Annotated in this window: 29 protein-coding genes and 1 CRISPR repeat array; of the genes, 18 read left to right on the forward strand and 11 right to left on the reverse strand. The window is 46.0% G+C overall.

The genetic code is table 11. The features are described from left to right. The first annotated feature begins 11 nt into the window (after positions 1-11). Positions 12-662 (forward strand): MBL fold metallo-hydrolase, encoded by a 651-nt coding sequence (locus EYM_RS06200; RefSeq protein ID WP_075050185.1) that lies wholly within the window; start codon positions 12-14, stop codon positions 660-662. A 2-nt stretch (positions 663-664) separates the two neighbouring features. Further along, entirely contained in the window at positions 665-1,645 is a 981-nt protein-coding gene (locus EYM_RS06205; protein WP_075050186.1) for an RsmB/NOP family class I SAM-dependent RNA methyltransferase, read from the forward strand. Here the strand turns inward: EYM_RS06205 and EYM_RS06210 are convergent. Together EYM_RS06210 and EYM_RS06215 are read right to left on the reverse strand one after the other, a co-directional pair. Further along, positions 1,629-2,675 (reverse strand): prephenate dehydrogenase/arogenate dehydrogenase family protein, encoded by a 1,047-nt coding sequence (locus EYM_RS06210; protein ID WP_075050188.1) that lies wholly within the window; start codon positions 2,673-2,675, stop codon positions 1,629-1,631. The two genes, EYM_RS06205 and EYM_RS06210, sit on opposite strands and share 17 nt — an antisense overlap. Beyond that, positions 2,672-3,616: a transketolase family protein gene (locus EYM_RS06215; protein WP_236943409.1), complete on the reverse strand. Its 945-nt coding sequence runs from the start codon at positions 3,614-3,616 to the stop codon at positions 2,672-2,674. Before EYM_RS06215 ends, EYM_RS06210 begins: the two co-directional genes overlap by 4 nt. Before the next feature lie 160 nt (positions 3,617-3,776). On the opposite strand from EYM_RS06215, the gene EYM_RS06220 reads away from it, so the two are divergent. The 3 genes from EYM_RS06220 to EYM_RS06230 all read left to right on the forward strand — a co-directional run bounded on the left by EYM_RS06220 (position 3,777) and on the right by EYM_RS06230 (position 6,276). Further along, on the forward strand, positions 3,777-4,589 hold the full coding sequence (locus EYM_RS06220) for an ATP-grasp domain-containing protein (protein WP_075050190.1): 813 nt from the start codon (positions 3,777-3,779) through the stop codon (positions 4,587-4,589). A 121-nt stretch (positions 4,590-4,710) separates the two neighbouring features. Further along, positions 4,711-5,478 (forward strand): tRNA (adenine-N1)-methyltransferase, encoded by a 768-nt coding sequence (locus EYM_RS06225; RefSeq protein ID WP_075050192.1) that lies wholly within the window; start codon positions 4,711-4,713, stop codon positions 5,476-5,478. A gap of 72 nt (positions 5,479-5,550) precedes the next feature. Beyond that, positions 5,551-6,276 (forward strand): anaerobic ribonucleoside-triphosphate reductase activating protein, encoded by a 726-nt coding sequence (locus tag EYM_RS06230; protein WP_075050193.1) that lies wholly within the window; start codon positions 5,551-5,553, stop codon positions 6,274-6,276. Here the strand turns inward: EYM_RS06230 and EYM_RS06235 are convergent. Further along, entirely contained in the window at positions 6,245-6,613 is a 369-nt protein-coding gene (locus EYM_RS06235) for a hypothetical protein (protein ID WP_075050195.1), read from the reverse strand. The two genes, EYM_RS06230 and EYM_RS06235, sit on opposite strands and share 32 nt — an antisense overlap. A 111-nt stretch (positions 6,614-6,724) precedes the next feature. On the opposite strand from EYM_RS06235, the gene EYM_RS06240 reads away from it, so the two are divergent. Beyond that, positions 6,725-7,960, forward strand: coding sequence for a UbiD family decarboxylase (locus EYM_RS06240; protein WP_075050196.1), 1,236 nt, complete (start codon positions 6,725-6,727; stop codon positions 7,958-7,960). On the opposite strand, the gene EYM_RS06245 is transcribed toward EYM_RS06240, so the two are convergent. Together EYM_RS06245 and EYM_RS06250 are read right to left on the reverse strand one after the other, a co-directional pair. Further along, positions 7,957-8,433, reverse strand: coding sequence for a hypothetical protein (locus EYM_RS06245; protein ID WP_075050197.1), 477 nt, complete (start codon positions 8,431-8,433; stop codon positions 7,957-7,959). The two genes, EYM_RS06240 and EYM_RS06245, sit on opposite strands and share 4 nt — an antisense overlap. A gap of 17 nt (positions 8,434-8,450) precedes the next feature. Beyond that, positions 8,451-9,020: a hypothetical protein gene (locus EYM_RS06250; protein WP_075050199.1), complete on the reverse strand. Its 570-nt coding sequence runs from the start codon at positions 9,018-9,020 to the stop codon at positions 8,451-8,453. Between the two features lie 327 nt (positions 9,021-9,347). Beyond that, positions 9,348-10,040: a CRISPR direct-repeat array (repeat unit 26 nt; unit sequence CTTTCTATTCCCTCTTGGATCTCTAC). A 567-nt stretch (positions 10,041-10,607) separates the two neighbouring features. On the opposite strand from EYM_RS06250, the gene EYM_RS06255 reads away from it, so the two are divergent. From EYM_RS06255 to EYM_RS06285, 7 genes are read left to right on the forward strand one after another with little or no spacing between them, the layout of a single operon-like run. After that, on the forward strand, positions 10,608-10,931 hold the full coding sequence (locus tag EYM_RS06255) for a NifB/NifX family molybdenum-iron cluster-binding protein (protein WP_075050201.1): 324 nt from the start codon (positions 10,608-10,610) through the stop codon (positions 10,929-10,931). A gap of 38 nt (positions 10,932-10,969) precedes the next feature. Further along, complete coding sequence (gene pcn / locus EYM_RS06260) at positions 10,970-11,713, forward strand: proliferating cell nuclear antigen (pcna) (RefSeq protein WP_075050203.1); 744 nt, start codon at positions 10,970-10,972, stop codon at positions 11,711-11,713. Continuing rightward, a complete protein-coding gene (locus EYM_RS06265; protein ID WP_157058790.1) occupies positions 11,682-12,755 on the forward strand; it encodes a DNA primase small subunit domain-containing protein in 1,074 nt (357 codons plus the stop codon). The genes pcn and EYM_RS06265 overlap by 32 nt, the downstream gene beginning before the upstream one ends. A 23-nt stretch (positions 12,756-12,778) precedes the next feature. Beyond that, a complete protein-coding gene (locus EYM_RS06270) occupies positions 12,779-13,468 on the forward strand; it encodes a DUF2192 domain-containing protein (protein ID WP_075050207.1) in 690 nt (229 codons plus the stop codon). Between the two features lie 36 nt (positions 13,469-13,504). After that, positions 13,505-14,719: an FprA family A-type flavoprotein gene (locus tag EYM_RS06275; RefSeq protein WP_075050647.1), complete on the forward strand. Its 1,215-nt coding sequence runs from the start codon at positions 13,505-13,507 to the stop codon at positions 14,717-14,719. 50 nt (positions 14,720-14,769) lie between these two features. Then, entirely contained in the window at positions 14,770-15,777 is a 1,008-nt protein-coding gene (locus tag EYM_RS06280; protein WP_075050209.1) for a DUF1152 domain-containing protein, read from the forward strand. Beyond that, complete coding sequence (locus EYM_RS06285; protein WP_075050210.1) at positions 15,731-16,393, forward strand: nucleotidyltransferase domain-containing protein; 663 nt, start codon at positions 15,731-15,733, stop codon at positions 16,391-16,393. Before EYM_RS06280 ends, EYM_RS06285 begins: the two co-directional genes overlap by 47 nt. Here the strand turns inward: EYM_RS06285 and EYM_RS06290 are convergent. Then, the gene (locus tag EYM_RS06290) at positions 16,388-17,074 is read right to left on the reverse strand and encodes a choice-of-anchor V domain-containing protein (protein ID WP_157058791.1); all 687 of its coding nucleotides are present in this window, start codon (positions 17,072-17,074) and stop codon (positions 16,388-16,390) included. The two genes, EYM_RS06285 and EYM_RS06290, sit on opposite strands and share 6 nt — an antisense overlap. Positions 17,075-17,230: 156 nt before the next feature. On the opposite strand from EYM_RS06290, the gene EYM_RS06295 reads away from it, so the two are divergent. Next, positions 17,231-18,091 (forward strand): hypothetical protein, encoded by an 861-nt coding sequence (locus EYM_RS06295; protein ID WP_075050213.1) that lies wholly within the window; start codon positions 17,231-17,233, stop codon positions 18,089-18,091. Here the strand turns inward: EYM_RS06295 and EYM_RS06300 are convergent. Continuing rightward, positions 18,088-19,095, reverse strand: a complete 1,008-nt coding sequence (locus EYM_RS06300; RefSeq protein WP_075050214.1) for a M20/M25/M40 family metallo-hydrolase — start codon at positions 19,093-19,095, stop codon at positions 18,088-18,090. The genes EYM_RS06295 and EYM_RS06300 overlap by 4 nt on opposite strands. A gap of 72 nt (positions 19,096-19,167) precedes the next feature. Between EYM_RS06300 and EYM_RS06305 the strand changes: the two genes are divergently transcribed. Genes EYM_RS06305 through EYM_RS06315 form a run of 3 tightly spaced genes read left to right on the forward strand, consistent with a single transcriptional unit; the run spans position 19,168 to position 20,904 of the window. Further along, complete coding sequence (locus EYM_RS06305) at positions 19,168-19,722, forward strand: hypothetical protein (RefSeq protein ID WP_075050216.1); 555 nt, start codon at positions 19,168-19,170, stop codon at positions 19,720-19,722. Positions 19,723-19,780: 58 nt separating this feature from the next. Continuing rightward, positions 19,781-19,972 carry a hypothetical protein gene (locus EYM_RS06310; RefSeq protein ID WP_075050217.1) on the forward strand — a complete coding sequence of 64 codons (192 nt, stop codon included), beginning with the start codon at positions 19,781-19,783 and terminating at the stop codon, positions 19,970-19,972. Positions 19,973-19,995: 23 nt separating this feature from the next. Continuing rightward, entirely contained in the window at positions 19,996-20,904 is a 909-nt protein-coding gene (locus EYM_RS06315) for a diphthamide synthesis protein (RefSeq protein ID WP_075050218.1), read from the forward strand. Here EYM_RS06315 and EYM_RS06320 read toward each other — a convergent pair. From EYM_RS06320 to EYM_RS06330, 3 genes are all read right to left on the reverse strand, one after another. After that, a complete protein-coding gene (locus EYM_RS06320) occupies positions 20,886-21,056 on the reverse strand; it encodes an RNA-protein complex protein Nop10 (RefSeq protein ID WP_075050219.1) in 171 nt (56 codons plus the stop codon). The genes EYM_RS06315 and EYM_RS06320 overlap by 19 nt on opposite strands. Beyond that, positions 21,053-21,850, reverse strand: coding sequence for a translation initiation factor IF-2 subunit alpha (locus EYM_RS06325; protein WP_075050221.1), 798 nt, complete (start codon positions 21,848-21,850; stop codon positions 21,053-21,055). The genes EYM_RS06320 and EYM_RS06325 overlap by 4 nt, the downstream gene beginning before the upstream one ends. A gap of 71 nt (positions 21,851-21,921) precedes the next feature. After that, entirely contained in the window at positions 21,922-22,458 is a 537-nt protein-coding gene (locus EYM_RS06330; RefSeq protein WP_075050222.1) for a PH domain-containing protein, read from the reverse strand. A 109-nt stretch (positions 22,459-22,567) separates the two neighbouring features. On the opposite strand from EYM_RS06330, the gene EYM_RS06335 reads away from it, so the two are divergent. Beyond that, entirely contained in the window at positions 22,568-23,053 is a 486-nt protein-coding gene (locus EYM_RS06335; RefSeq protein WP_236943410.1) for a multiprotein bridging factor aMBF1, read from the forward strand. Positions 23,054-23,250: 197 nt separating this feature from the next. Here EYM_RS06335 and EYM_RS06340 read toward each other — a convergent pair whose 3' ends face one another. Further along, entirely contained in the window at positions 23,251-25,146 is a 1,896-nt protein-coding gene (locus EYM_RS06340) for a hypothetical protein (protein WP_075050224.1), read from the reverse strand. Positions 25,147-25,161 lie beyond the last annotated feature (15 nt).

The raw sequence follows: 25,161 nt of genomic DNA on the forward strand, positions 1-25,161 counted from the left end.
AGGGTAAAACGATGGCGACCTTGACCGTTTTAGTAGATAACGAAGCAGAGAAACCGCTGAAAGAGGCATGGGGTCTCTCAATCCTCGTTGAGATAGGTAACTTAAAGGTTCTATGGGATACCGGTCCTGATCCTAAGGTATTGAAGTACAACGCGTCCGTTCTAGGCAAAGACCTAACGGTTGACTACTTGGTTCTAAGTCACAGGCATTGGGATCACGTTGGAGGCATCAGCGTAGTGAATTACGGAAAGGCAATAGTCCCGAGCGATCCTTTATTTCCCGAGGTACCTAGGAGCGAGGTGAACGATAAAGTAACGAAACTCGCGCCTAACGTCATCATTACGAGACCATTAAAGGATTTCGATATATGGGAACAAGGATTGGTAGTCATTGGAGAGAAACGTTCAGCTCTACTCGTTGGATGCAGCCATCCCGGCGTCACCAACATCTACAAATCTGTTATAGAGGACATCGGAATGAGACCGGAAGTGGTAATTGGAGGTTTTCACCTCTATGGGTTACCCAGGAAGGAAGTAGAAAGAACTTTAGCGAAGCTTAAGGAATTGGGCGCTAAGGAAATACACCCTATCCATTGTTCCGGGAATTACGCTAAACAACTGGCTAAGGTTAGAACTAAAGCTGGTAGCGTCTTGAGGCTATAGGTATGTTAAGAGAGCTTAAGGAGGCTCTGGAAAGGCTCAAGATTACAAATAGGGATAAGGTCCTAGCTAAGAGGTACGGTTACTTACCTTATATGATAGCTAGATATAGGGAGATGTTAGGTAACCCCGTTCCCTTGTTAAAAGCATTTGAGGAGGAACCTCCCAATACCATCTTCTGTAACCCAATAAAGGGAAGTTGCAACGAGCTGGTAAAGCGCTTAGAGAAAAGGGGTTTCAAGTTTGAAAAAGTGCCTTGGAGCCCGTATTGCTTCGAAGCGTCCAAGGAGCCTTACTCCCTTTCATCAACGCCGGAACACTTAGCTGGCTGGTTTTATATACTAGATAAGGCCAGTTGCTTGCCTCCAATAGTTCTTGATCCTAAGGGAAGAGACAGGGTAGCTGATATGGCAGCCGCACCGGGAGGGAAGACCGTTCAGTTATCCGTCATGATGGGCTTACGTGGATACTTGGTGTCTATCGAGAGGAACCCTAAGAGGGCCAAAGCACTCATTTCGAACATTGAAAGGATGGGGCTTCTAAACGTGAAAGTGATAATAGACGACGCTTCCAATGCATCGAAGTACGGTCCCTTTGAGAAAGTCCTCTTAGACGCTCCATGTACTGGTGAAGGGGTAATAGGGAGAGACCGGAGTCGGAAGAGGTCAAAGGGAATAGACGATTTGTTGCTTATGCACAAAGTTCAAGTATTTCTATTAAATAGAGCAATTGATTCCCTAAAAGTGGGTGGCGAAGTAGTTTACAGTACTTGTTCAATAGCACCGGAAGAAGACGAGGCCGTAATTGCTTCAATTCTAGAAAAGAGGGGGGACGTGGAGGTAACGGATAGCGGTGAGGCGGGAAGTCCGGGAATAAGTGAATACCTAAATTTGAAATTCCCTTTTGCAAGCAAGTGTAGGAGGCTATGGCCTCACGTCCATGGGAGCGAAGGCTTCTTCGTTTGCAAGCTTAAGAGGGTTGGTTGAACTTCTCATCGAGTTCCTTAGCCACCTCAATGAACGTCTTCCTAGAGAGCTTCGAGTACTTGTTCCTTTGGATCTCCTCTATCACTCCCCTTAACTCGCTGAGTCTCTCGACCACCTCCATCGTTTTCTTTAATGAGTGAGTAACGTAGTCCTTGTAGTTGACCCCGAGCTCCCTAGAGAGCCTCTCCATGGTTTCTTGAAGGGTCATTAAGGCGAAGTGATGGGGAACTTGAGTTATCGCCATGGCCTTTTCGTGCTCCTCCAAGGTACTAATCACAACTCTTAAGCCCATGGCCGTTAGCACGGAGTTCAGTTTACCTATCCAGTAATCATAGCTCTTTAATGGAATGATCACAATTGTTTCGCCGACTGGGTTAACGTCGGGACCGAAGAGGGGGTGTAGGCTTACGTACTCTATATACTCTGGAAGCTCTTCCAAGATCTTATCGACTATTCCAAGCTTAATAGAGAGGATGTCACTCAACAGACTGCCTGAACGCATGTACTTAGTTAAGCTCCTCGCGACCTCTAAGGTGGCCTCTGGAGGGGTGGTTAGTATTAACCACTCTACTTCGCGGGCCACTTCCTCAGGCTCCTTTACGTCTACCTTGAGCCTTTCCGCCAACTCCTTCGCCTTATCCATATTCCTTCCAGTAATTACCACGTTGTGACCGGCCCTAGAGAAGAGGGCCGCTAGGGTTCTAGCCATACCTCCGTAACCGTATATACCAACGTACAATTTCTCATTTGCATATAATTGAACGCTTCGGGACATCGTGAGTATTACGTTATATATATCTTCAACGTACCTCCAATCGAGGCCCATCTCAGCTGCCCAAATGCTTCTGCTTTTCAGTACTTCCTCCTCCCTCTCCTCATCGACTACCGGTAAGTTCAAGCTCTTCTTTATATTCGTTATTTCGCTTACGGTTTCAATCCTTTTCTTTAGAAGTTCTAGTATTTCCCTATCTATTTTATCCAATTCTCTTCTCTTAACCTTAAGGTATTCGTATGGATTAGTGGGCCTCATAGTTTCGTCCTCCTTTCTAATCTTTTCACGGCGTTAATAATGGATGTACTATCCAACCCCTGAGCTATTATGAGTTGCCTCACGTCCCTAGCTGATCTGCCGTATCCCCTTGCACCCATTATTTCCATTGGAGGTGGGGGCGAAGTAGAAGTTGAGTGTTGCAACAAGAACTCGGCCACTGCTGAACCTAAACCGCCTCTTACGGAGTGTTCCTCAATAGTTACTATACCGTTGAAGTTGAACAGTTTCGTTAACGTTTGAGTGTCCAATGGCTTTACGGTGTGCATGTTGATAACCGCTACGCTAATTCCGTTTTCCCTCAAGTGATCGGCGGCTTTGAGCGCGTCCCATAGAAGTGGGCCGTTGCCGACTATTACGTAATCGTGACCGTCTCTTAACCACTCGGCCTTACCTATCTCGAATTCATAATCCTCCTTGTGTATTGTTGGTCCGTAGTCTCTCCCTATCCTCATGTAAACGGGGGTAGGGTAATCGAGAATGGCCTTAGTTGCCTTGTAAACCTCTAGTGGGTCCGCGGGAACTACTACTGTCATACACGGTAAAGTCCTCATCAACGCTACGTCTTCTAAACACTGGTGACTAGAACCATCCCCAGCATCAGAGAAGCCCGCATGAGTGGCTACGACCTTTACGTTCACGTGCGCTCTGCATATCATGTTCCTCATCTGCTCCCATGCTCTCATTAGGAACATGGCGAAGGCGCTAGCGAGAGGTAGGAAGCCCACAGCCGAGAGCCCCGCGCTCATACCGATCATTGCTTGTTCCGATATGCCGACGTTGATGAAGCGATCAGGGAACTTCTCAGCGAACCACTTGGTTCTGGTCGCATCGGCTACGTCGGCAGTTAAGACGACTAAATCCTTCCTCTTCTCTCCCTCCTCTACTAACGACTTACCGAAAGCGTCCCTAGGTGATCTCAAATTTTCCCACCGCAATCCCACAAAATGAACAGATTATAAGGTATGTCGGTGAGGTCCCTACTCGTCACCCTTCAGCGCAAATAGCCTTCCTCATCCACTAGTTTCAATGCCCCCTTACACAATTTATAAAGCTCTCAATTCCGAGGCATCGTGATGTTCTTTGAAAGTCTTGATAGTGTTCCCTCAAAGGAGGCCGCCACCGAGCGCAATAGAGCTCCGAAGCAAGTTCTTAGAGTATGGAATAGATCCCTTGCTTTACCGCTTCGACGACTTCGACTGCTATTCAATTGAACGATTCGACCTAATTCTCCTAAGAGGAGCACGATACGATTACAGCTCAATTAGGCTACAAGCAATAGCTACTTGTCTGGACGAGAGACTCACAATAAACCCACTTAAGTCCATGATACTAGCTAGAGATAAATATACCTCAATAAAGGTACTTGAGAGAAACGGATTACCCGTTCCAGCAACCTTCTTCGTTAGGAACAAAGGCGATCTACTGAAGAGGCTTTCTACTTTGGGGAAGGGCGTCCTAAAGCCCGTTTCAGGGAGCCTGGGATTTGGAGTTACGCCAATTACGGAGGACGGAATATTCTACCTCCAGACGCCCTATCCCCTAGACTCCGTTTTTCAAGAAGAGTTGGAGAAGGCCAGGGACGTTAGGGTCCTAGCTACTAGGGAAGGCGTCGTAGCGGCCATGTACAGAATATCTTACGATGCGTTCGCCACGAATTACCACGTCTCTAAGAACGCTGACCCTGCTCCGAAAGACCTATATGAAGAGATAGCTGTGAAGGCGCTCGAGGCGTTAGGCTTGTATTATGGCGGCGTGGACTTGATTGAAACGCCTGAAGGCGTGAAAATAATAGAAGTTAATCCCTCGCCCCTATGGAACGGACTTAGCGAAGTAACGGGCGTGGACGTAGCAAAGGAACTGGTTAAGTACTTCTTAAAGGTCGCGAGGGGATGATTTGAAGACGGGATCTGATCGATGATGAGCAGGCTAGTATATGACTCTAAAAATCAATTCCGTTACACCCCGTTGAGAAGCAATTAGTTACGGCCCCTACGAGCTCTTTTGGGAAGGTTCAATGAATATTGAAGAGGGGTCGTTAGTTTTAATATACATCGATCGAAAGAGAAAGAAAATAGTTAGGGTCGAGAGAGGAAGGGAATACGCTAGCGATAGGGGCAAAATCGATCTATCGGAACTGATTGGAAGGAGGTACGGGGAGGTTGTGGAAACGAGCTTGGGCTTCAAGGCCTATTTATTAATGCCAACGCTTGAAGACATACTATATTCTTTTTCTAGGAGAACTCAAGTTATCTACCCAAAGGACGTCGCTCTAATGGCAATCAAGTTAGGGGCCGGAAAGGGGAAGCGTTGCTTAGAAGGGGGTACCGGTTCGGGCTTCGTTACAGCAACCCTTTCTTGGTTCGGTTGCGAGGTACATACCTTCGAAGTGAGGAGGGAACATTTGGAGACGGCTAGATTGAACTTAAGGAAGTTTGGATTAAATGAGAACGTAACTTTCGTTAAAGCAAGTTTGAAGGAGGTTGCGGAAGTTTACCCAAAGGAATACTTCGACTTAGCAATAATTGACGTTGGAGATCCGTGGAAAGTGATCGACTCCGTCTGGGAAGTCCTTAAAGGCGGATCTTCAGTAGCCTTTTGGGTTCCAACCTTTAACCAATTAGAGAAATTAAAGGCAGCGATCCGAGGCAAGTTCATCTGGATAGAAGCCTTAGAGGTAAGCGAGAGGAGGCTTAAAGTGGAGGAAGGAGCCACCAGACCGGAACAATTCGGAATAACGTTTACCGGATACATGGCGATAGTCAGGAAGGTTAACAATAAGTAAAGGGGCACTTTCGTAACACTCCCTCCCCCTTAATTTCATCCGATTACTAGCAATAGTTTTAGGGGGAAAGCAGTGTTAATAGCTGGTTGGAAGCCTTTCTCACTAGTAGACGTTGTTGGAAAGGTAACCTTTACTACGTGGGCCTGCGGCTGTAATTTGAAGTGCCCATTTTGCCACAATTGGAGAACTGCCGAGTGGCAAGGATGCGTGGAACTTCCAGTGAGCAAGTTTGAAGAAGAACTTAAGGACGCGAGCGACTTCGTCGATTTACTCCACCTAACGGGAGGCGAACCTACGTTACAACCGAAGCTAGTTACGACGTTGAGCTCGATTGCCAAGAAGGTAGGTGTCCCGTTCTCTCTTAATACGAACTGCACCACTAAGCAATCAATAGAGTTAATAGAGGTAGCCGACCACGTAGCTACTGATATCAAGGTTCCTTACCAAGAACTCTATGGTCTTAACGGAGCTTTCGACGACCTTTGGAACACCTTCCTGAAATGCATCGAAAAGTTGGCTAGTATGGGGAAAGAAGTCGAACTCAGAATACCCGTTGCCAAGGACTTAACTAAGAACTACTTAAACGAAATAAAGAGAATAATATCCATGTTCGATCCTTCGAAAGTTACGGTAGTAGTTAATCCACTAGTAACTGAACCCTTGACCGATCCTAGGGATAAGGAATGGTGCTCCAAGTACTGTTACAAGGGTAACATGGAATCTGATGAAGAGAATATGTGGAGAGAGGAGATTGGGGAGTTGGGAGTTAAAGTAAAGGTAAAGAGATGGTTAAACTAGAGTTCCTTCGGGACCTCTCTTTTACTTTGTTGCCAAGAAAAGGGAACACTAAATTCGTTATCTCCTTACTAATCCCGCAAATACAAGTATAGAGGGCCACGTTGTTTTCCCTTGAGACCAACTCGCATTCCTTTCGAATAACGTCGGTAACCCTTTCTCCTAGATCTAGTATTTCCTCATCCCTTACTTTAAATGACTTAAACTTGGACCCTTGCATAAACGTCACAACGTTGCTCGTCAAATCTATATCCAAGCTCAACTCCGAGTCCATATCAAACACTTCCAAGTAGATGTCATCTTTACTCACGCTAACCTTTGCTGAACACGGCGCGATCATTCAATTTCCGCCATATGTGAATAACTATAGTGTGAATATTAAACGTATGTTGTATTTTGCGCCTCAAAGCAATATTGGTCAGAAAGGTTTTGAGATACCGTGGGGATCGGAATGCCTTCATTAAATTCACTTTTAAAAGAATTAGGAGCCGTAGACGTAGGAACGGTAGACGAATCGGAAGTTAGGGAGCTCATAAAGAAGTACGAGGAAGCGGGGAAGCCAGTAATTTATAAAGTAAAGGGTAGCGACGTAAGGGTAGCCTCCGCCTTATATTCTACAAGGAAGGCCGTACACAAAGCTCTCAATTCTGAAAACGACGTGGACGCTTACAAGAAGCTTATAGAAGCCAAAAAGGGTCAACTGATTGAAACTGAGTTCAATTTCGTTAAACTCAAGGACCTAGATGACTTGCCTTGGGTAAAGTTTTACCCGAAGGATGGGGGTAAGTATCACACTGCCTCTATATACATATCTTGTTACGAAGGAAAGTGCAACGCTTCCTTCCATAGAACTATGAAACTCGATTCGAGAAGGTGCGCAGTCAGGTTAGTTCCTAGGCACTTGTTCACGTTACATAAGAAGGCCATTGAGAAAGGTGAGGAGCTACCGGTTGCTGTAGTAATTGGGGCACCTAGCGAGGTGGAGTTCGCATCGGCCTTGAGCCTACCCTTTGGTGTTTTCGAGCTAGAGGTTGCGGCCGGAATAGCTGGTTCCTTAGAGGTAGCTAGGACCCCAATTTACGGACTTCCCGTACCTAGGAATTCTGCTGTTGTAATAGAAGGGAGACTAACTAAGGAAAGGGTTAAGGAGGGACCTTTCGTGGACCTCTTACACACTTACGATAAAGTTCGTGAAGAACCAGTATTGGAGGTCGATGCAGTCTATTGGAACCCTACTGAGCCCCTTCACCTGATACTTCCCGGGGGGAGAGAGCACCAGTTCCTCATGGGTTATCCTAGGGAGGCATCGATATGGGACTCCGTAAGGAAAGTAGTGCCGGAAGTTCACAAAGTTAGGTTAACGCCTGGAGGAGGAATGTGGTTACATGCGGTTATTAGCATAACTAAAGCTAGCGACGGTGATGCGAAGAACGCCCTCTTGGCGGCCTTCGCTGGACACCCCTCATTAAAGCACGCGATAGTGGTGGACGAAGACGTTGATCCGGATGACCTTGAACAAGTGGAATGGGCTATAGCAACCAGGTTCCAAGCGAAGGACGATTTAATAGTAATTAATAACGCCAGGGGCTCCTCGTTGGATCCCAGCTCCAATGGACTTACTTCAAAGGTAGGAATAGACGCTACCAGACCAATTAAGGAAAGGGATAAGTTCGAGAGGGTTTACTAGAACTCTTCCCACCACTCCTCCGAAGAAGCCAAGGCTTCGTAAACGTGTTCGGGAGGGGCGTACGTCGGAATTATCCCTAGCCTGCTCATGAGTTTGTCTACGAAATCTTTGGAGGAAACCCCTAAGAGGGGGGCGTAGGGGAGGTACTCGCTATATCTCGATACGAACGTTTTGGCTCCGTCGTAGTTGCCCTTCTCTACCATCCCCTCAACGGACTTTAATACGTTCCACAAGACCTTCCTAATTTCCTCAAGCAGTCTCTTCCCTTCCTCTGTAACCTCGAGGTACGTTTCGCTACCAAGAAGTTTCCTCTTCTTCTTGAGTCTAACGTAGCCCTTCTCAGTTAAGTCCTCTATCAAGTCGTTCATCATTTCTTTATCTATTTCTAGAATTTTAGATATCTCCTCGATGCTGTACCCCCTGTCGCTCAGAATGAGAATCAAGAGTTCCAAGGGCGTTACTTGGAAGACCACTGCCCTCACCTAACTCTTCAAACGATTACCACCTTATTCCTATTTATAAAGGAATAGAGGGCGGCAAGCGTTGTAACTGCCGAAGTTAATCCTAAGATTCCCTTAATTGCTGGATGTACCGGATCCGTCTCCATATCTATTAATCTGAACGCTTGTAGCGTTGGTACAAGGACCACTCTGTTTTCGAAGCCTTCTCCCGGATAGTACTCGTAAACTATTACGTCCTTCTGGACGCAAGCGTAGTACTTAATACCATTCTCTTTAATTAGATATTTGGTGCACGGTATAACTCCGTGCGGCAAACCGAGCGCCCCGAGTCCGACCTTAGTTTTTTCTTGAACCACTTGGTTGAATGCCACGAACTTGCTGGCGGGATTGAGTAACGTTTCGAATGCTCCGCAATAATACGGGTCGCAAAAATACGTTTGCCAATTTACGTCTGAGGTAACGTAAGGTGGAACGTAATCAATTCTTAAAATCCCGTAACCTATTATTGAACCGTCTTTGAGTATTGCCATTACGTTATACTTCAGCGTTAGGGCGAGTATCATGGACGGGAGTAGGAGCGTAATTAAGGCGAGTCTCAACTTTTCGAAACCCTATATATTGATCTTTGCCTAGGGTAAAACGCGTTCAAGCAGTATTCCAGTAACATTGACTACAGTTTACGTTGAAAATAAGTTTTCAACGAAGAACTTCTTAAAACTGCATTGGAAACTGAAATTTCGTTTCCAATCTTATTCGGCTCTGTTAGTAATTTCGTTCTACGTTTCGAAGGTTCCGGAATGCCTTCTTTCCACTCAGTGTTAGGACTATACGCGAGATATTAGCAAATTTACTAAGTTCAATATATTTCTATTCCCTATTTGGACTTTACTTTATATAAGGATTCCCACCAAGTGGGCACATAAACTCTTTCTATTCCCTATTGGGTCTCTACACGAGTTGTCAGGCCTGAGCGCCAGGCCTGAGGAGGGGTTCGCTTTCTATTCCCTCTTGGATCTCTACACTTTTGAACGAACACACAGTTGCAGAAATCCGACTCGACAGACTTTCTATTCCCTCTTGGATCTCTACACGAAAAGAACAAGAGAATTCTCTCTGAACTCTCGTCGATCTTTCTATTCCCTCTTGGATCTCTACAAAGAGAGTCAATCAACGGAATTGGATGGAATGTTCTTAGATGCTTTCTATTCCCTCTTGGATCTCTACAATTAATAGGAATGGGCCGGATCTGTAATTTGCCATGAAACTTTCTATTCCCTCTTGGATCTCTACAGGGGATTGGAAAGAAGAAGAGAAGAAGAAAAGGAAATTTCTTTCTATTCCCTCTTGGATCTCTACGCGGTCAAGTAACCGCAACGAAGTTAGCTGAACTAAGTGACTTTCTATTCCCTCTTGGATCTCTACCGAACTAGCGATAAGTGTCAGAGCGTACAGCAGGAGCAAGCTTTCTATTCCCTCTTGGATCTCTACCTTACGATAGAATTCATTGAGATCGTCGACGACATAGACTTTCTATTCCCTCTTGGATCTCTACCGAGTAGTATAACGTGAGGTGGGTCGGATGGAAGAGGAGAACTTTCTATTCCCTCTTGGATCTCTACCGTTGCCCTCCTATTTAAACAACCAATTCTCCATCTTTTAACCCTTTCCCTTAGCTCTCCTTTCCACATTCACACCTTCCCTTTCAGAACTTAAATTCAATTAGTTGTCCAATATATGCATGTATGTGCTTGTATAAGGTAGGCTGGAGTAGAAATCCCCATGATCATCAGAGTTCCCATGATCGCTTATTAACCCCTCTAAGCTCCTTCTCATTGTAAAGATCAATCTTGAAAGGACCGTGTACTGATGGTATAACCTCTGGATTGGTAAATCTTATTTGGTTTTGCAAATACAATGTTGAATGATTGAGTTGAAATGGAATTGACCATTGGGAAGTCTAGTAGAAACTGAAGGTGCTTAAGAAGACCATTGTTTCTGAATTCAAATGGTTAAGGTTGAGGGAATGAGTAAATTGATTATGAATGAATGGAAAAGCGAATTTGGACAAGAGGTGGAGATGGGCATTCACCATGGGATGGTGAATAAATTGGGAATGGAAACTTATAAATAGGTATACCTAACCTTTAATCCGCGTATAGGTTTGACCTTACGGAGAGTGGAAATTCATGAAGGTGGCTGTTACGTGCGAATGCATAAAGGGTAAGTGTACCGTGTCTCATCACTTCGGTTTGGCACCGCTGATTTGCATATACGAAAACGGTAAGGAAGTGGAAAGGTTCCTTAACCCATATATAAAGGCTGAAAGGAGGAGGGGTCGATCGCTAGTCGAGTACTTAATTAGAAAGGGCGTAAACGTAATAGTAGCTCCAGAAGCCGGAGGACCCGGTGTTACGGAAGCCGCATTGACTTATGGCGTTAAGATAATTACAAAGGCCCCTGGAACGCCAGTCGAGGAAGTGCTTAAGGAGATATTTGGAGCGCTTCCTTAAATTACTGGTAACTGGCGAAAGCATTTACGGGTACTAGGTTGAAGCTTACCTTCATCGACGCAAGGGCATGGAAATATATCATGCAATCAATAGTGAAAGCAGTTAGCGAAACAACGATCAAAGTTTCTCAAGAAGGTCTAAGGATAAAAACAATGGATGAAGCGAAAATAGTACTGATAGATTTCTTCCTACCTGCTAGCAGTTTTTCAGAATACGAAATTGATGGTGAACTGGAGTTCGGCGTGAACCTAGAGGACTTGGTGAAGGTCCTTCGAAGGGCACAAAAAGAAGACGTGTTAACTTTAGAAGTAGGCGAGAGCAACTACAGCATAACGTTTAAGGGGAAGGGTATAAGGAGGTTCACGCTTCCTCAGCTCGACTTAGCGGGAGAAAACATTCCAGAAGTGGACCTCCAACTAGACGTGAAAGCTACGATGACTCCAGACGTATACAGAGAAATAGTGAAGGACTTGGAACCCATTGCTGACACTGTTACCTTCGTGGCAGAACCCTCGAGTTTGAGGATAGAGGCGGTGAGCGACCTAGGAGAGGCCGAAATAGACGTACCCACAGAGACGGTTCTAACTGGTTATGAAGTTAATGAAGAGAACTTGCCGGCGAAGTCGTCCTATGGAGTCGAACACCTAACGTACGTTACTCAAGTATCTCAAATCTCCAATGAAGCTATCTTGGAGTTTAGTAACGAAATGCCTCTGAGAATAACCTTCACCCTCCCGGAAGGTGGTTCGTTTGTCTACATCGTCGCGCCAAGGGTATTCTAAACTAGAAGGTTTGTTTTCAAAATACTATTCTAAAGCGAAACTTGAGCCACCGGACGATTTACCCGAGAGGGAAGTAGCTCTACAGACCTTTAGCGGAGTAATGATTAGACACCTCGCTGTTAGATCCGTAGAGGAACTTAGAAAGATAGTAATTGAGAAGAAGGGCGCGCACTTGTTCGTTTCGACAGCGAGTTACGAGGATCCGGGAGCGCCTTCAATGGATGAAAAGGGATGGAAGCGCGCCGACTTACAATTCGATATAGACGTTGATCACTTCGAAGGTTGCAAGGGAGATTACAAAATTTGTAAAGATGAAGTAGTTCCAGTTAACGAGGATTGCGAGGGAAAGGTAATAGGAATAGTTCCTGAGAGATGTATTGAAAGGGGGTTCGAGGAAGTTAAGAAGCTCGAGAAGGTACTTAAGAAGTACTTATCTATTGAGAATTTCGAAATTCACTTCTCAGGCAATAGAGGCTTTCACTTAATAGCGAGGGGGACCCCTTACGACTTCGAAGGCTCGGACCTAAGGAGGGAAATAGTTGATTTCGTAACCGGAAACTTGTTCGACCTAGGGAAAATATGTATCAAATCGAATTGCGTTATTCCCAAGAGCTGGGAACCTGGATGGAGGGGAAGATTGGGGGAAGCGTTAGAGCTGATGCTTCCAAGTGGATTGAAAACGTGGAGCGAGGTGGATGATCCTAAGGGAGTTCTGGAGAGGGCCTTCGAATTAGCTAAGGTGGACGTGGACGAGCAGGTCACAGTAGATACTAGTAGGCTATTGAGGGTTCCAGGGAGCCTTCACGGTAAGAGCGGTTTGCGGGTCGTCAAGGTATATAGCAACTTCTCTTACGGTCCGCATTTGAGCCCTTTTCACGGGCTTGAGACTTACGTTCAAGCGAAGTATTCAATTGATATGAAGGTTTTCGGTGAAAGGATCGTGCTGAGCAAAGGCGAGAAGGCCTCCTTTGATGGAGCAATAGGAGTGATGCTCGCACTGAGGGGGTTAGTAGAACTCATCGATTATAGAGCCCCTACGTAACTAATCCGAATAGGGATTAAGGTTTGATTTACAAGAAGAAGATAGAAGTCGCTGAGGACTTGCTTGCTGAAGCGATGGAAGAAAACTTGAACAGGGAGGAAGTTAAGAAAAGGCTAGTTAACGCTTACAAGAGGGAGGGCATTTCGCCCTTCAGAGGACTCGCTTTACCACCAGACATTACGGACAAAGAGATGGCGACCCTTTACGTCATAGCGAAGTATGGACTAGGTATAGAGGACGAACTAAGGGATGTATTCGAATACGAGGAGAGGCTAGAGAAGGCCGCAGAACTCTTACTCAAGGGCGACAGGGAAGGAGTTCTTAAGCTCGTTGGTGAAATAAACAGTAATACGTTATCGAGGATATTCCGCGTAGTATTCACCGCGGTCATACTAGGGTTTAAGGATGAGAAAGAGCTAATAGAGCTCTTGCATAAGGCAATGGAAGTATTTCCCGAAGAGGAAAAGACTGCAAGGAAGTACGCGAGATTCTATATAGCGTTTAGGGTAGCTGAGGGTATAGCCAAGGGCGAAATTAGGGACAAGCTGGACAAGGAAGCTCTAAAGCAATCGCTTTCCCTTAGAATAGGCATACCGAAAGTGCTTCCCGATGATGAGTACGTTTACATTATTGCGAAAGAGGTATTCAATCTCGATGACTCAGTTCTCAAGAAAATACTTAAGATTGTTAATAAGAGGAAAGGGACTCATTAAAAGCGCGTGTACTTACTTAGTAGCTGGGTTAGAAGAATGGTACTCTACCACCTATCTCGCCTCACTGACGATTTGTACGTGTTAAGGGTTGATGACAGATACACGAAGTACTTCGAAGCCCTTTGGGAGATACCGGAAGGAATTACCTATAACGCATACCTCTTAAAGACGAAAGAAGGGGACGTACTCTTCGATACTTGGAAGAGGCAGTTTTCGAGCACTCTCCTAGAGGCGTTGGAGAGGGTAACCTCCCCAGAAGAGCTCAAGTACGTCGTAGTTCACCACTTAGAACCCGATCATTCTGGAAGCTTGGAAGACGTAGTAAGGTGGGCACCCAACGTAAAGGTCTTGAGTCACCCATTAGCTGGTAGAATGATGACTGCCTTCCCGAAGGCTAAAGCGCGCTTCAAACCAGTCAAGGACGGCGAAACCCTAGAGTTAGGGGGCAAGAAAATAAGGTTCGTTCATACACCATGGCTTCACTGGCCCGAAACAATGATGAGTTGGATAGAGGACGAAGGAGTACTGCTTACGTGCGATGCGTTCGGAGGTTACGGAATACCGCTATCCCTCTACGACGATCAGTGCGTTAACGTAGAGCAAATGGTAAGAGCAGTTAGGAAGTACGTCGTTACAGTAATAGGCCACTATAGGGAATGGATTGAAAGAAACGTTTCGAAATTAGAGAAACTTGGAATAAATCCCAAGGTCATTGCTCCCGCTCACGGCCTCATATGGAGAAAGTCCGCGGACAGAGTAATTGAAATATACAAGAACGTAGCCAATTCCGTTCCAAGGCAGAACAAGGTACTAATAGTATACGCATCAACGTATGGTACAACAGAGAAAATGGCTAGGGGAATAGAATGTTCTCTAGTCAAGAACGGTATGGAAGTAGTTACTTACGGATTTAATGACACTTCGAGGGCGCCTATTTCAGAAATCCTTACTGACGCTTCCGATGCAGAAGTAATCGTCTTCGCGACGCCGACCTACGAAGTGGAGGCTTTCCCTTACTTGAAGTTCGTGGCCCAAGAGCTCTGCTGGAAAGTGGGTAACGGAAAGAAAGTCGTGATAATCGCGAGCTATGGATGGTCGAGCGCGGCAGTAGACGATCTGAAGAAGACGTTAGAGGGTTGCGGGTATAAATCAGTTTCCGAAGTGAAACACAATGCTATAGGTCCAACCGCGATAAATGATGAAGCCGTCGAGGAAATAGCTAAGAAGGTTCTGGAAGCTATATCGAAGTAAAAGCAATTCCCTTTTGAATTGTAGCTAGCGATATACAATGGAGCTATACTTTGAGGGGAAGGGTCCTAGTAGCTGGAATAGGCGGAGGAGGAGACGTAGGATCTGCCCATTGCGTTGCAACCTATCTAAGGGAATTGGGATATCGCGTTTTCTTAGCCTCCGTGGTATGGGAAAGAATGGTACGCGATCCAGTTCCGGGACCGATTTCACCAAAGGAAGTACAGGGAGCGGAGCAGTACAATTGGATAGCTGTAGTTAGAGGCGGTGAATTCTCTTTAAGGGAAGGAAAGAAGGTCGAACCGGAAGCAGCGTTGCTAGCCAAAGCTACGGGCGAAAGCGTAATACTATTGGACTTGACGGGAGGATACTACTCTCTATACCAAAGTTTCCTTGAGGCGATTGAATTAACTGGGAGCGATATAGTAATAGGCGTGGATGCTGGTGGAGACGTTCTAGCTATGCCGGGCGATGACGACGTCTGGAGTCCCCTCACGGATTCGATAGCTCTAGCCGTATTACAGGATTTGGAAACGTCGCAACTCGCCGTAGTGGGACCTGGATGCGATGGGGAGATGCCCACTGAGAAGGTTCTAAGGAGAATATCTATGGTCTGGAAGAACGGAGGAAACTTGGGCGGCTTCGTTATATCAAGGAACCTAAAAGAGGTTTGCGAAAGGGCTATGAAATTCATGAAAACTGAGGCGTCGCGAGTGGTGCTTCGAGCCGCTTCCGGAGAGTTCGGGGAAGTGGAAATTAGGAGGGGCTCGCGAAAGCTACTCCTAAGCCCCGTCTTGGCCACGACGTTCTTCTTAGACCCTAAAAAGGTTCAAAGCCCATTGGCTAACGCAGTCAGGGGGACAAAGAGTATAGAAGAAGCTAGCGCTAAAATGTTAGAAAATTGTAGCGTCTCTGAACTTGAACTTGAGAAAATACTCAAGAAGTTAGGTGAACCAACTAAAGAGAACTTGGAGAAGGCCAGAGAAACGTTATTGAAGATGAGGAGGTGTTCAGATGCAAGTAATTTACAACGCGAAGAGATGGAACGTTTTAAGGACTAAGAGGGAAAAGGCCATTAATGTAATGGAAAAACTAGCTGACTTACATCCAATTGTACACGGCTCAGTTGCTAGAGGGGACGTTAGGGAAGACAGCGACGTGGACATCGCTATCCTGAGACCCGTTCCGCCTTATATGGTAGAACTCAGGCTGCATTTCTCACATGGCTACATCGTTCAAGCGACTCCCTTCAGCACACCCAAGGCTTACCTAGCCCTAGACGAAAGGGAAGAGGTGGTGATCTCCTTCCCGTTAGCTCCCCTTTCGAGGTCCGAAATAGAGTTCTATGCGTTCGGTGGTCAGCTGGATCTGGAGGGGCTTAAGAAGGGTTTAAGGGTTCCGGGAATAGACAAGTCCCTTCATTTGATCGTACCGACAGATCAGGGACACTGGGAGGAACCGGTAATAGGTATGGAAGGAGAGGCAGCAAAGTTGTTGGGAATATCCATTCTAACTATTAAAGAGAGAATCGCCCTACTGACTAGAAGAAGGGAAAGAGGTCATACGGGAGTTTTCGTTAAGTTCAAGTTCCAGGGAAGCGTTGAGGAGGCTTTATACGAAATGGCTCGGAAAAATAAGTTATTTAGAAAGAAGTTAGAGAATGCTGGAATGTTATGAAGACCTCTTACCGCTGCTTATTAATGCGAATATCGAAACGAAGAGCGATATTAGGGAGGTCATTAGGGACGCTAGTACCATATAGAGTAATATCGTATTAGAACCATTTGAAGTGAAGGTGTTCTGATTAATTATCTTCTCCGGAGGAACGCCGTAGGGCAACGCAGAGAATATTTTTACGCCGTACATGTCGCCATTGGGCGAAGCATCGCCGTTAGCTACTATGCTAGCAACCCTGAAACCTACTACCACTGGCTTCTCGGGAGCTTTCCAACTCACTTCCCACGCCCTAGACCTCACGAGGGAGCCCTTTTCCGTGTGGGTTACGTATTCAACCATACCCCCTAGACCTAGATCGAAGACGCTGGTGAGGAACGTATGTTCGTGATCGACTACCTTTACTTTCCCTGCTGATGCGCTGAATGCGAAGCCGCCGCAGTGAACCATAGCTTCGGTACAATTAGGTACGTTAACAATCTTTATCTTCAACTTATAGAACTTACCCGGTTCGTAATAGTACTTACCGTCCTTCTCAATTAGACCTTCGACCACTATGTTGTTGGAAGACAACGGCTTCGCGTCCATGTGACATTGACTACATTCGAGGGCTGGCGCACCGTTGCTCATTGCGAACGCGAGGGACGGAATTAAAATTAGGACCAACACTGCTTTCCAATTCATGGGTCTTCGCGTTTAATTGGTTCCGGTAAGCAATATTAAAAGTACGGAGTTTTATTGACACCGGAGATTTCCAAAAATAGCAGTAAATTAAGTTTCTCGAACACAGTTTTAAGGGGTTCGCGTAGTATCCTATAAAGGACACGGAGAGTGAACCCGATGAAACTGATGGTACAATTATCGCCGTGTGGTGGTAGTGGTAGACACTTAATCGCTTACGAAACGGCAGTGCACTTAGCTATGAGGAGAGGTGGAGGGAAGTACTTAATCATGGACATATCGTCCAACGCTGTCTCTCCCCTCGATATAAGGGGCTGTTACTTGGGTTACTTAATGGGAAGGTACCACCCTTCCGAAGCGATAGTGAAAATACCTCGACACGACAACTTCTACTACACTCGATTCATTACTCCCACTTGCATCAAGGACTTGAACTACAACCTCGGTTTAGTGAACTCCAGACTTGAAGAAATAATTAGCAAGATGGCAATAGAAATAAAAGATCTTATAAAGAGAAATTACACGGTTATCATTACGGCCTCTTACGACATTTTAACCATGAATCTAATAGAGGAGTTGATGAGGGGTCCGCTCTCATTCATTATGGACAGCGAACCCGTACTGATATCTAACGAAAACATAGTATGTATAAAGGAAAGCATCAGATTAATGGAAGAATTAAACCTTAGGAGTAAGAACTTAATAGTCAACAAAGTGCCAGCTGCTGAAATCATGAGGTTGAGGGACGAAGTAATTTCCTTGAACGGCCTCAACTTAGCTGTCCTAATACCGCTATCCAGGCAGCTCTACTTCAGGCACTTCGCGCACTACATGAGCGTTGCAATAAAGGCTAATACTAACCCACATGCTAGAACAATATCTCATTTATTTGACAAAATACTAAGGATACTGGAGGGCACGGAGGAGGGCGGAAAGGTATTAGCGCTCATAGGTGGTTTGATAAATGAAACAGATCTAATACCGAGCGTCAACGAAGGTGCGAAAATAAAAATATTTTAGGAGAGTAGCTCTCTGACTGCTCTCTCATATACTTCTATTGCATGTTTAATCTCTTCTAAGCTCATTACTTCGCCGTCAGTATGACTTAGCTCGCTCTTTCCGGGACCGTAAGCTGCAATGCTCTCCGAGACTTCGGCCAACACGTTCATATCGCTGGTACCTCTCTTTTTAGCGTACCTAGCTCTCTTACCGCTCTTCAGTATTGCCCTCGCCAAGGCCCTCGGTACCGGGGAAGAAGGCTTAACTTCCGCCGGAGGTAAGCCATCGACTAATTCAACATCACAAGGCTCAAAGGCTTTCAGTATGGACTCTAGTTCAACGCCCTTTGGGTACCTCACATCGAATTGAGCTACAACTTCCTTCGGCAAAACGTTGAAGGCGTTCTTAGAAACGATGGTTGTTAAGGAAACGGTGGCTGGTTGGAGGTTCTCTTTCGCCTTTAAGTACAATTCTATTAGCTTATCCACCGCACTTTCCCCGACTTCTGGAGAGGAAGCGTGGCCTCCCTTGGCCTTACACTCCACTTTGAGCCAAGCATAGCCTCTGTAACCTATTATCACGTTAGTGTTGTTCGATGGTTCTCCGATGATTACGTATCTAGCCTTCGGCCCGTTTTCCTTTAAGTACTTGGCGCCGTAGCTATCTGTCTCTTCCCTAACCATTGCACCCAGCAAAATCGGTCCTTCGCCTATCTTAGCTAATGCCCATATCATCGCGTTTAGAGGGCCCTTCGCGTCCACCGCACCTCTACCATAGACCTTGTCCCCAACTATCTTAGGCTGGGGGAAACCCGGTACTGTATCCATGTGAGAGATCAATGCGACTTCGTATTGAGGTTTCTTCGAGGGAGATGCAAGTACGTTGCCAGCCCCATCTTCCCAAACTTCTACCGTGCCGCCCGTTACTTCCTCTATAACTTCCTTGAGCGTCTCCCTAACTTCCTCCTCGTTACCGCTTGGAGAGTAAACCGAAACTAGTTTAAATAGGGTCTGTAGTTCCTTCATCGTTTTACCTAGGGGTTCATTCCGTATCGGATTAAAGAGTGAACGAGAAATTTTAGGAGGAAGGAGAGCGATTTGAAAGCAGTCTCCAGCTTAGTATCGGAATTACTCTTGCTAGTAATAACGGTGTTCCTAGCGGTAACAATCTACGGTTGGACTGCCAAGTTACTAACCATGCTCTCCGCGAATCCGCTTCCGCCAATACCCGAAGTTACTGATGCGTACCTCTTCACAGTGACCAGTAACGGAAGGAGCGCCTTGTTCCTAACTCTCAGAGTGCCTAATGCGATTGAAATAAATGGCGTTTACGTATATGCCGGCGGAAACTTGATCTGTAGTTCGAGCGAATTCCTATTGAGCGCTGACGATCCGAAGGCCAATGAATTCGGATGCAAGGCTCTGAGAGTGGCCGGTTATTACGGTTCGGTGAAGGGTCTAGACGATGAAGATTCCCGATATCCCGGTCTAATCCTCTTCTCAAGCGGTTGTCAGAGACCTGCCGTAGACGAAGCCAGCTCCTCGCAAGTAGGAACTGAGTGGTTCTATCTGGATGGCCCAGGCGGGTACGCTGATAAGTGGACTACCGTAATAGCCGCAGTTCCGCAAGCGTACGAAGTCGGGGGGAAATAAAGTAGAGACGTCGTTCAGTGCCTCCAACACCACTGTAATCTTTCAGAGCTACTTGGGAGTGGAAAGGAAGGCCTTTTACTCCAATGCGGGATGGGTATATATACCGGCTTTCAAGAGTGTCAGAGTGGAAAGGGGTACGTATACGATAATTGTCTGGTGTCCTAGCACGAACTTCGAAGACTTCTCTGCGGTAAAGGTCTCAGTAGTGACTGATATATACGTTGTTACTAGGGAGGTGAACTTGAGCTGAGTTACGAAATAGACTGGAAGTTATTGGAGAGCTTCCTAAGGGGGCTCAAGGGTAGGGTTGTTGTCGAATCGCCGCCCGGTCTATGGAGGGAGGCGAAAGCCGTATGCTCGTTTATCGAAGAGAGAGGTTTGGAATGCGTTAGGTCGGCCATGCCTAGCTTCGGCGCTTGCCTAGTATTCCAAGACTTGGGCGACGCAATAGTCCACTTAGGTCATTACCCTTACCCTTGGTGGAAACCTTCGAAGAAAACGCTGTTCCTGCCTTGTCCTTGGAAAGGTGAGGTTCGATTACATAAAATTAAGAGCGAGCTGGAAGGGAAGAGGACGCTTGTCGGTACGACCGCTCAACACTTGGAGTCCGTGAAAAAGGTCATAGATGAAATGAAAGCTGAAGGAGTGAACGTGGAGCTTTCCTTCAGCACGCCCCGTGGACTCGTTTTGGGTTGCGATTACACGGGTTTGAGGAGGGGTTACGACGAGTACTTAATAATAGCTGGAGGAAAGTTCCATTCCTTAGGTGCATCTCTATATTTAAAGAGGGACGTTATAGCCTTCGACCCTTACTCTGAAAGATGGGAAAGAGTGAATCCATACCCGATTTTAAAGAGAAGGTTATGGAAAGTGTCTGAGGCAATGGAAGGAAGGGAAGTTGCGATAATAGATGGAATAGAGGGGCAAAGCAGGGAGAACCTAGTTAAGGCATTGTTCCTCGAGGCCTCTAGGGGAGGGTTTAAAGCTAGGTTATTTAAGGCTCCAATACTCACTAAGGAGTTCGTTGCGAACGTTCTGGAGGAGGTAGATTTCGCAGTAATTACCTCTTGTCCCAGATTACCTTTGGACGACTATGGAGACTTGGAAAAGCCAGTTCTCGCGCCCGGTGAGGCCAGGGCTGTCTTTAGGAGGAATTTGGAGCTCTACTCGTTTCCATTCTGAAGGTATTTAGCCATTATCCGATACTTCACGTACTTGTCTTCCGGACTGAATCTAGGTGGATGCGGGACCTTGGTAGGGGTTCCACACACCGGACACGTTTCCTTAAACGTATACCTGCCGCAGTTGGGACACTGTCTCATTAACCATTTCAACTTTGCTTCACCTGTTGGAACTGGTATAGGTGGAAGCCCTCCTTCTTAGCGTCCTCAAGTATCTTTTGTCCTATGGCCTCCAAGGTCTTGCCAGCCGTCTTGTAGTCGAACGCGTGGACCTCTATTACGTACCTAGGCGCACCTATAGTGTATATTCTAACCCTTATTTCGTCCCCTTTCATGAAATCGTAAGCGTTCATTAGGACCCTCCTTATCTTGTCTACTCCTTCCGGGTCGAACGTTTGGAGTATTGCCATACCCTTTAGCACAGCTTCTTTGATCTTTACGTGCGTCTTAGCTACCTCCTCAATAGCGCTGGCGATCTCTTCGGGAATCCCGGCCTTCACCAAAATTTCCTTACCCTTTAACGCGGTGTCCTCGAAGACGCCAAGTAAGTCTCCGAACTCCTTCTGAATTAGAGGTTCGAGCATGTTGTAGAGCTTATCGTAATCCATTCCAGTCTTTTCCGCAACTATTTTGAGGAGGTTCTCGCCTTTCTTCAATCTCTTGTACAGTAACATCTTCTGCCTCTTCTCAGACTCGAGGACCTTCTTCAAGGAAACGTCAACGGTACCCCTTTTCTTGTTAACCCTGATGACCTTCACGACGATCTTCTGGTTCTCTCTTAAGACGTTCCTTATGTTCCTGACCCATCTGGAAGCCACTTCGCTCCATGGTAAGTAAGCTTCCAAATCGTTGTATTCGTCTAGAGTAACGTAGGCACCGTAGTCGAACACTTGCCTAACTGTGGCTACTACGAGCTCTCCAACTCTAGGAAGCCTCTTTCTAGCCATCTTTAAGTTCCCTGATATTAACGGGGAGGAGGCGTTTAAGACTTCAAAAGCAGGAGACGCTATTCAAAACCTCAAGTTATTAGTTCCTTAACTTTCTCCGCTAGCTCCTTAGGAGCTGCTTCAATCTTCACTTCTTCACCGTTCCTCAGCTTTATTATTATCTCCGAGTAACCCATGAGTTTACCGAGAGCGTCCGTAGCTACTGTAACTTCGCCAATAACGTTCTTTGGAATGCTTCTAACCTTACTATATAGTGGGAACTCCACCGATATCGTTAAACCTTCATCGCTTAAGACGTACTTCATTGACCTAACGTAGATTACTAACATGTAGAATTCCACGGCAACTACTATTAGAGCTAACGCCGCGTACAAGGGACCGTAGAGGTAAAAGAGAATCATTGAAGGCAGTAATGAAATCAAAGTGAGTACGAATGCCCTTTTCGATACGAAGTACGAGAGCGCTATCACGGCAATTGGCAGAGCGTACCAATAGCTCCTGTAACTTTCTGGTACGAGAGGTGCCGCTAGGATAGCGATCGCGCTCAAGATTAACATTAATATTTCGCTAAAGTAAGCTCTCAAGGTAGGCTTTATGACTACTTCCAAACTCTTCTAACCCAGCTAACTCTCTAATGCGAGGTCTTTTATCGCTATTTTTCGTTGCAAGTGATCAATTTTTATTTCGGATCTTCGGAAAGCTTGGCGGTAAGGCTTCTTGAAATCTAAGCTCTATTGCGAAATGTGTGGATCCCCAATAGAAGGAAAGGCGTATCGAGTGGTAGTGGAAGGAACGGAAATGTTGCTCTGCGAGAGGTGCTACAGATCAGTTAGGGCGAAGGCCGTTCCGACTACTACTAAGAAGAAGGTCGAGAAAAAGGAGGAAAGGAAAGTTGAGAAGCCTAAGAAGAAGGTAGTTGAATACGAAATCGTAGAGGACTACTACGAGAGAGTTAGGGAGGCGAGGGAACGCTTGGGAATGAGTAGGGCTGAGCTTGGAATGAAGGTCGGAGTTGGTGAGAATGTTATAAAGAGAATTGAACTTGGTAGGTTGGAACCGGACCTAGAACTGGCTAAGAAGTTGGAAAAGGCGCTTAACGTAAAGTTAATCCGGAAGGTAGAATACACGGAGGAGGAAGGTCAGGCGAAGCTACCATCCGAAGAACTAACTTTAGGAGATATAGTGGTCATAAGGAAAGATTGAAGGCTCGGGTGGGGTCCAGCAATCTCCTCATTTCATCAGATGGACCGGACCCTCCTCATAGCCCAAACTTTCATAGCGCCTTTTGAGATCTAAAAGGAGTTCCCGAGATCTGTGAAAAGTTGCGGCGTTAGAATGATTAGTTCTTGAACCAGCTAATTTAGGAGCTGTTAGCTTCCTTAAGCCCTTCCATGAATTAATCAAGTAATTGGAGTACCCCTCACTACTACTCCCCTATAGAAGTCGTTGAGTATAGTGGCGTTGTTAGGCAATCTCATTACTATTACCTTCTCGAAGGAAGGAAGCTTATTTCCTATCACATAGATTACGGGCTTCCCATTAACGGTTAAATAATTTATTGGGCATTCGTTGAGAATAGTTACGTTTAGCAGATCGCTAATGCCCTCTACTTTCTCGTTGAGGTAATTAGGCGTGAGCTTGTACGCCCTCTGTATGATTCCATTTAAGGGATATCCGGGAGGATAGCTGGCCCAACCCCTTACGTAGTCGCTGTAATTACCGGGCTCAACGATTACCCAGACGTACTTTAAGTTGCTTTCGTGAATGGCAAAGAGCCAAGGAACGTATTCGTAAAGGTTATCTCTATCTACCGAGTAGACGAGGCCGATGACCGAGTAACCCCTTTCCTTCAACCACTTGGTCATCTCCTTCGCTATTGGGTACGTGTATTCGTAGTACTTTTCCACATGGCTATTGAAACTTACGTAATCTCCTGCCCTAAATCCATTGTAGGGGTTTAACCAGAGCCAGAGGACTGCAAGTTTCTCGCCATTGACGGGCGCTACGTATCGAGCCTCGCCACTGCTTAGCGTAACTGAGTTCGTTACTAGAACCAAGTAAACTACATACAAGACCATGAACTTCCTCCAATCCATATATCTCTTACTAAAGACATATAGCGTAATTACTATCGTTACGTGATATAGTAAAAGCGAGAGCGCCCCAATAGCTGAAAACAGTCCTTGTAGTCCCAAGGTGCCCCTATAAAGGTACACTATACTCAAGCCGAGTCTATTCAGTATGTCCTCAGCCAAGTAACCTAGAGGGCCGTAAGCTGTCCCGAAGACCAGGTCGACGAAGGTAGCGAATACGCTCGGTAATACTAACCATTTGAAATCTACCCCATAGATCATTAACAAGATCAATGGAATTACTAAGTTTTGAGGACTTATAACTTTACTAAAGAGAATGAAGGCTAGAGCGGAAAGCGCTAGAGCGGAACCGAACTTCCCTCTTAAGGACTTGATTAAAGACGCTATAACGAATAACGAGAACGTCACGGATAGAACGTAGTAACCGATTCCGTTCTTGGGCAAAGGTTTCCCGAAGCAAGGAGCAACTATATTAGCTATGTGAAAGGTCGCCACGTCGCCTGCTATTATGAGTAACGGGATTCCAGTGTATCCAAGGGAAGCGGGCGGTCTCTCGTTATGCATTGAAAGGACATTGGAAACGTAACCTTCGCTAAGGAAGGGTAAGTTCAATGAAGCAAAGAGTAAGGTAGTTAGAATCAGGTCTCTAAACCTTCTCTCCCTTATCCACATTCCAACGAAAGCCGGTAACGCTATCCATGAAGTCTGTTTCGTACTTAAGGAAAGAGCCAAAGGTATCCAGTAGAACCCATCGCCTATTCGCATTCGATACAAAGCTTCGACTAGTAGCGACGAAGCCAGTACGTCTGGCATACCGTGAACGGATGCTGTAAACCAAACGAGGGGATTCAATAGAATGAAGTTCCGAGAACCGCTCTTGATCTCCTCGAGGCGCCTAGCCATCCAAAAGACTGCCGCTACTAGGACTATTTTCTCTATTACTCTGAAAGTCGTTAAGTTCAGCATCCCCAAGGTCTTGAGGGGTAGGGAGAGCGCCCCCCATACTAAGAGGGCGAACGGAGGGTAAGCGTACCATTGAGGGTACGTAACGGGGTTGGAATAGATCCAAGGTGTACTGGGATCTACATTGTATGGATTAGTGAAGTTAAGTAAGAGCGCGGTTGCTCTGAAGAATACCGTGAAGTCGTAATGGTGAGATGTTAAGGAGATCGGCAGTAAGTACAGCAGCGCCTCTATTATCATTTAAGCACCGATGGC

The organism is Ignicoccus islandicus DSM 13165 (assembly GCF_001481685.1).
Lineage (GTDB): Archaea > Thermoproteota > Thermoprotei_A > Sulfolobales > Ignicoccaceae > Ignicoccus > Ignicoccus islandicus.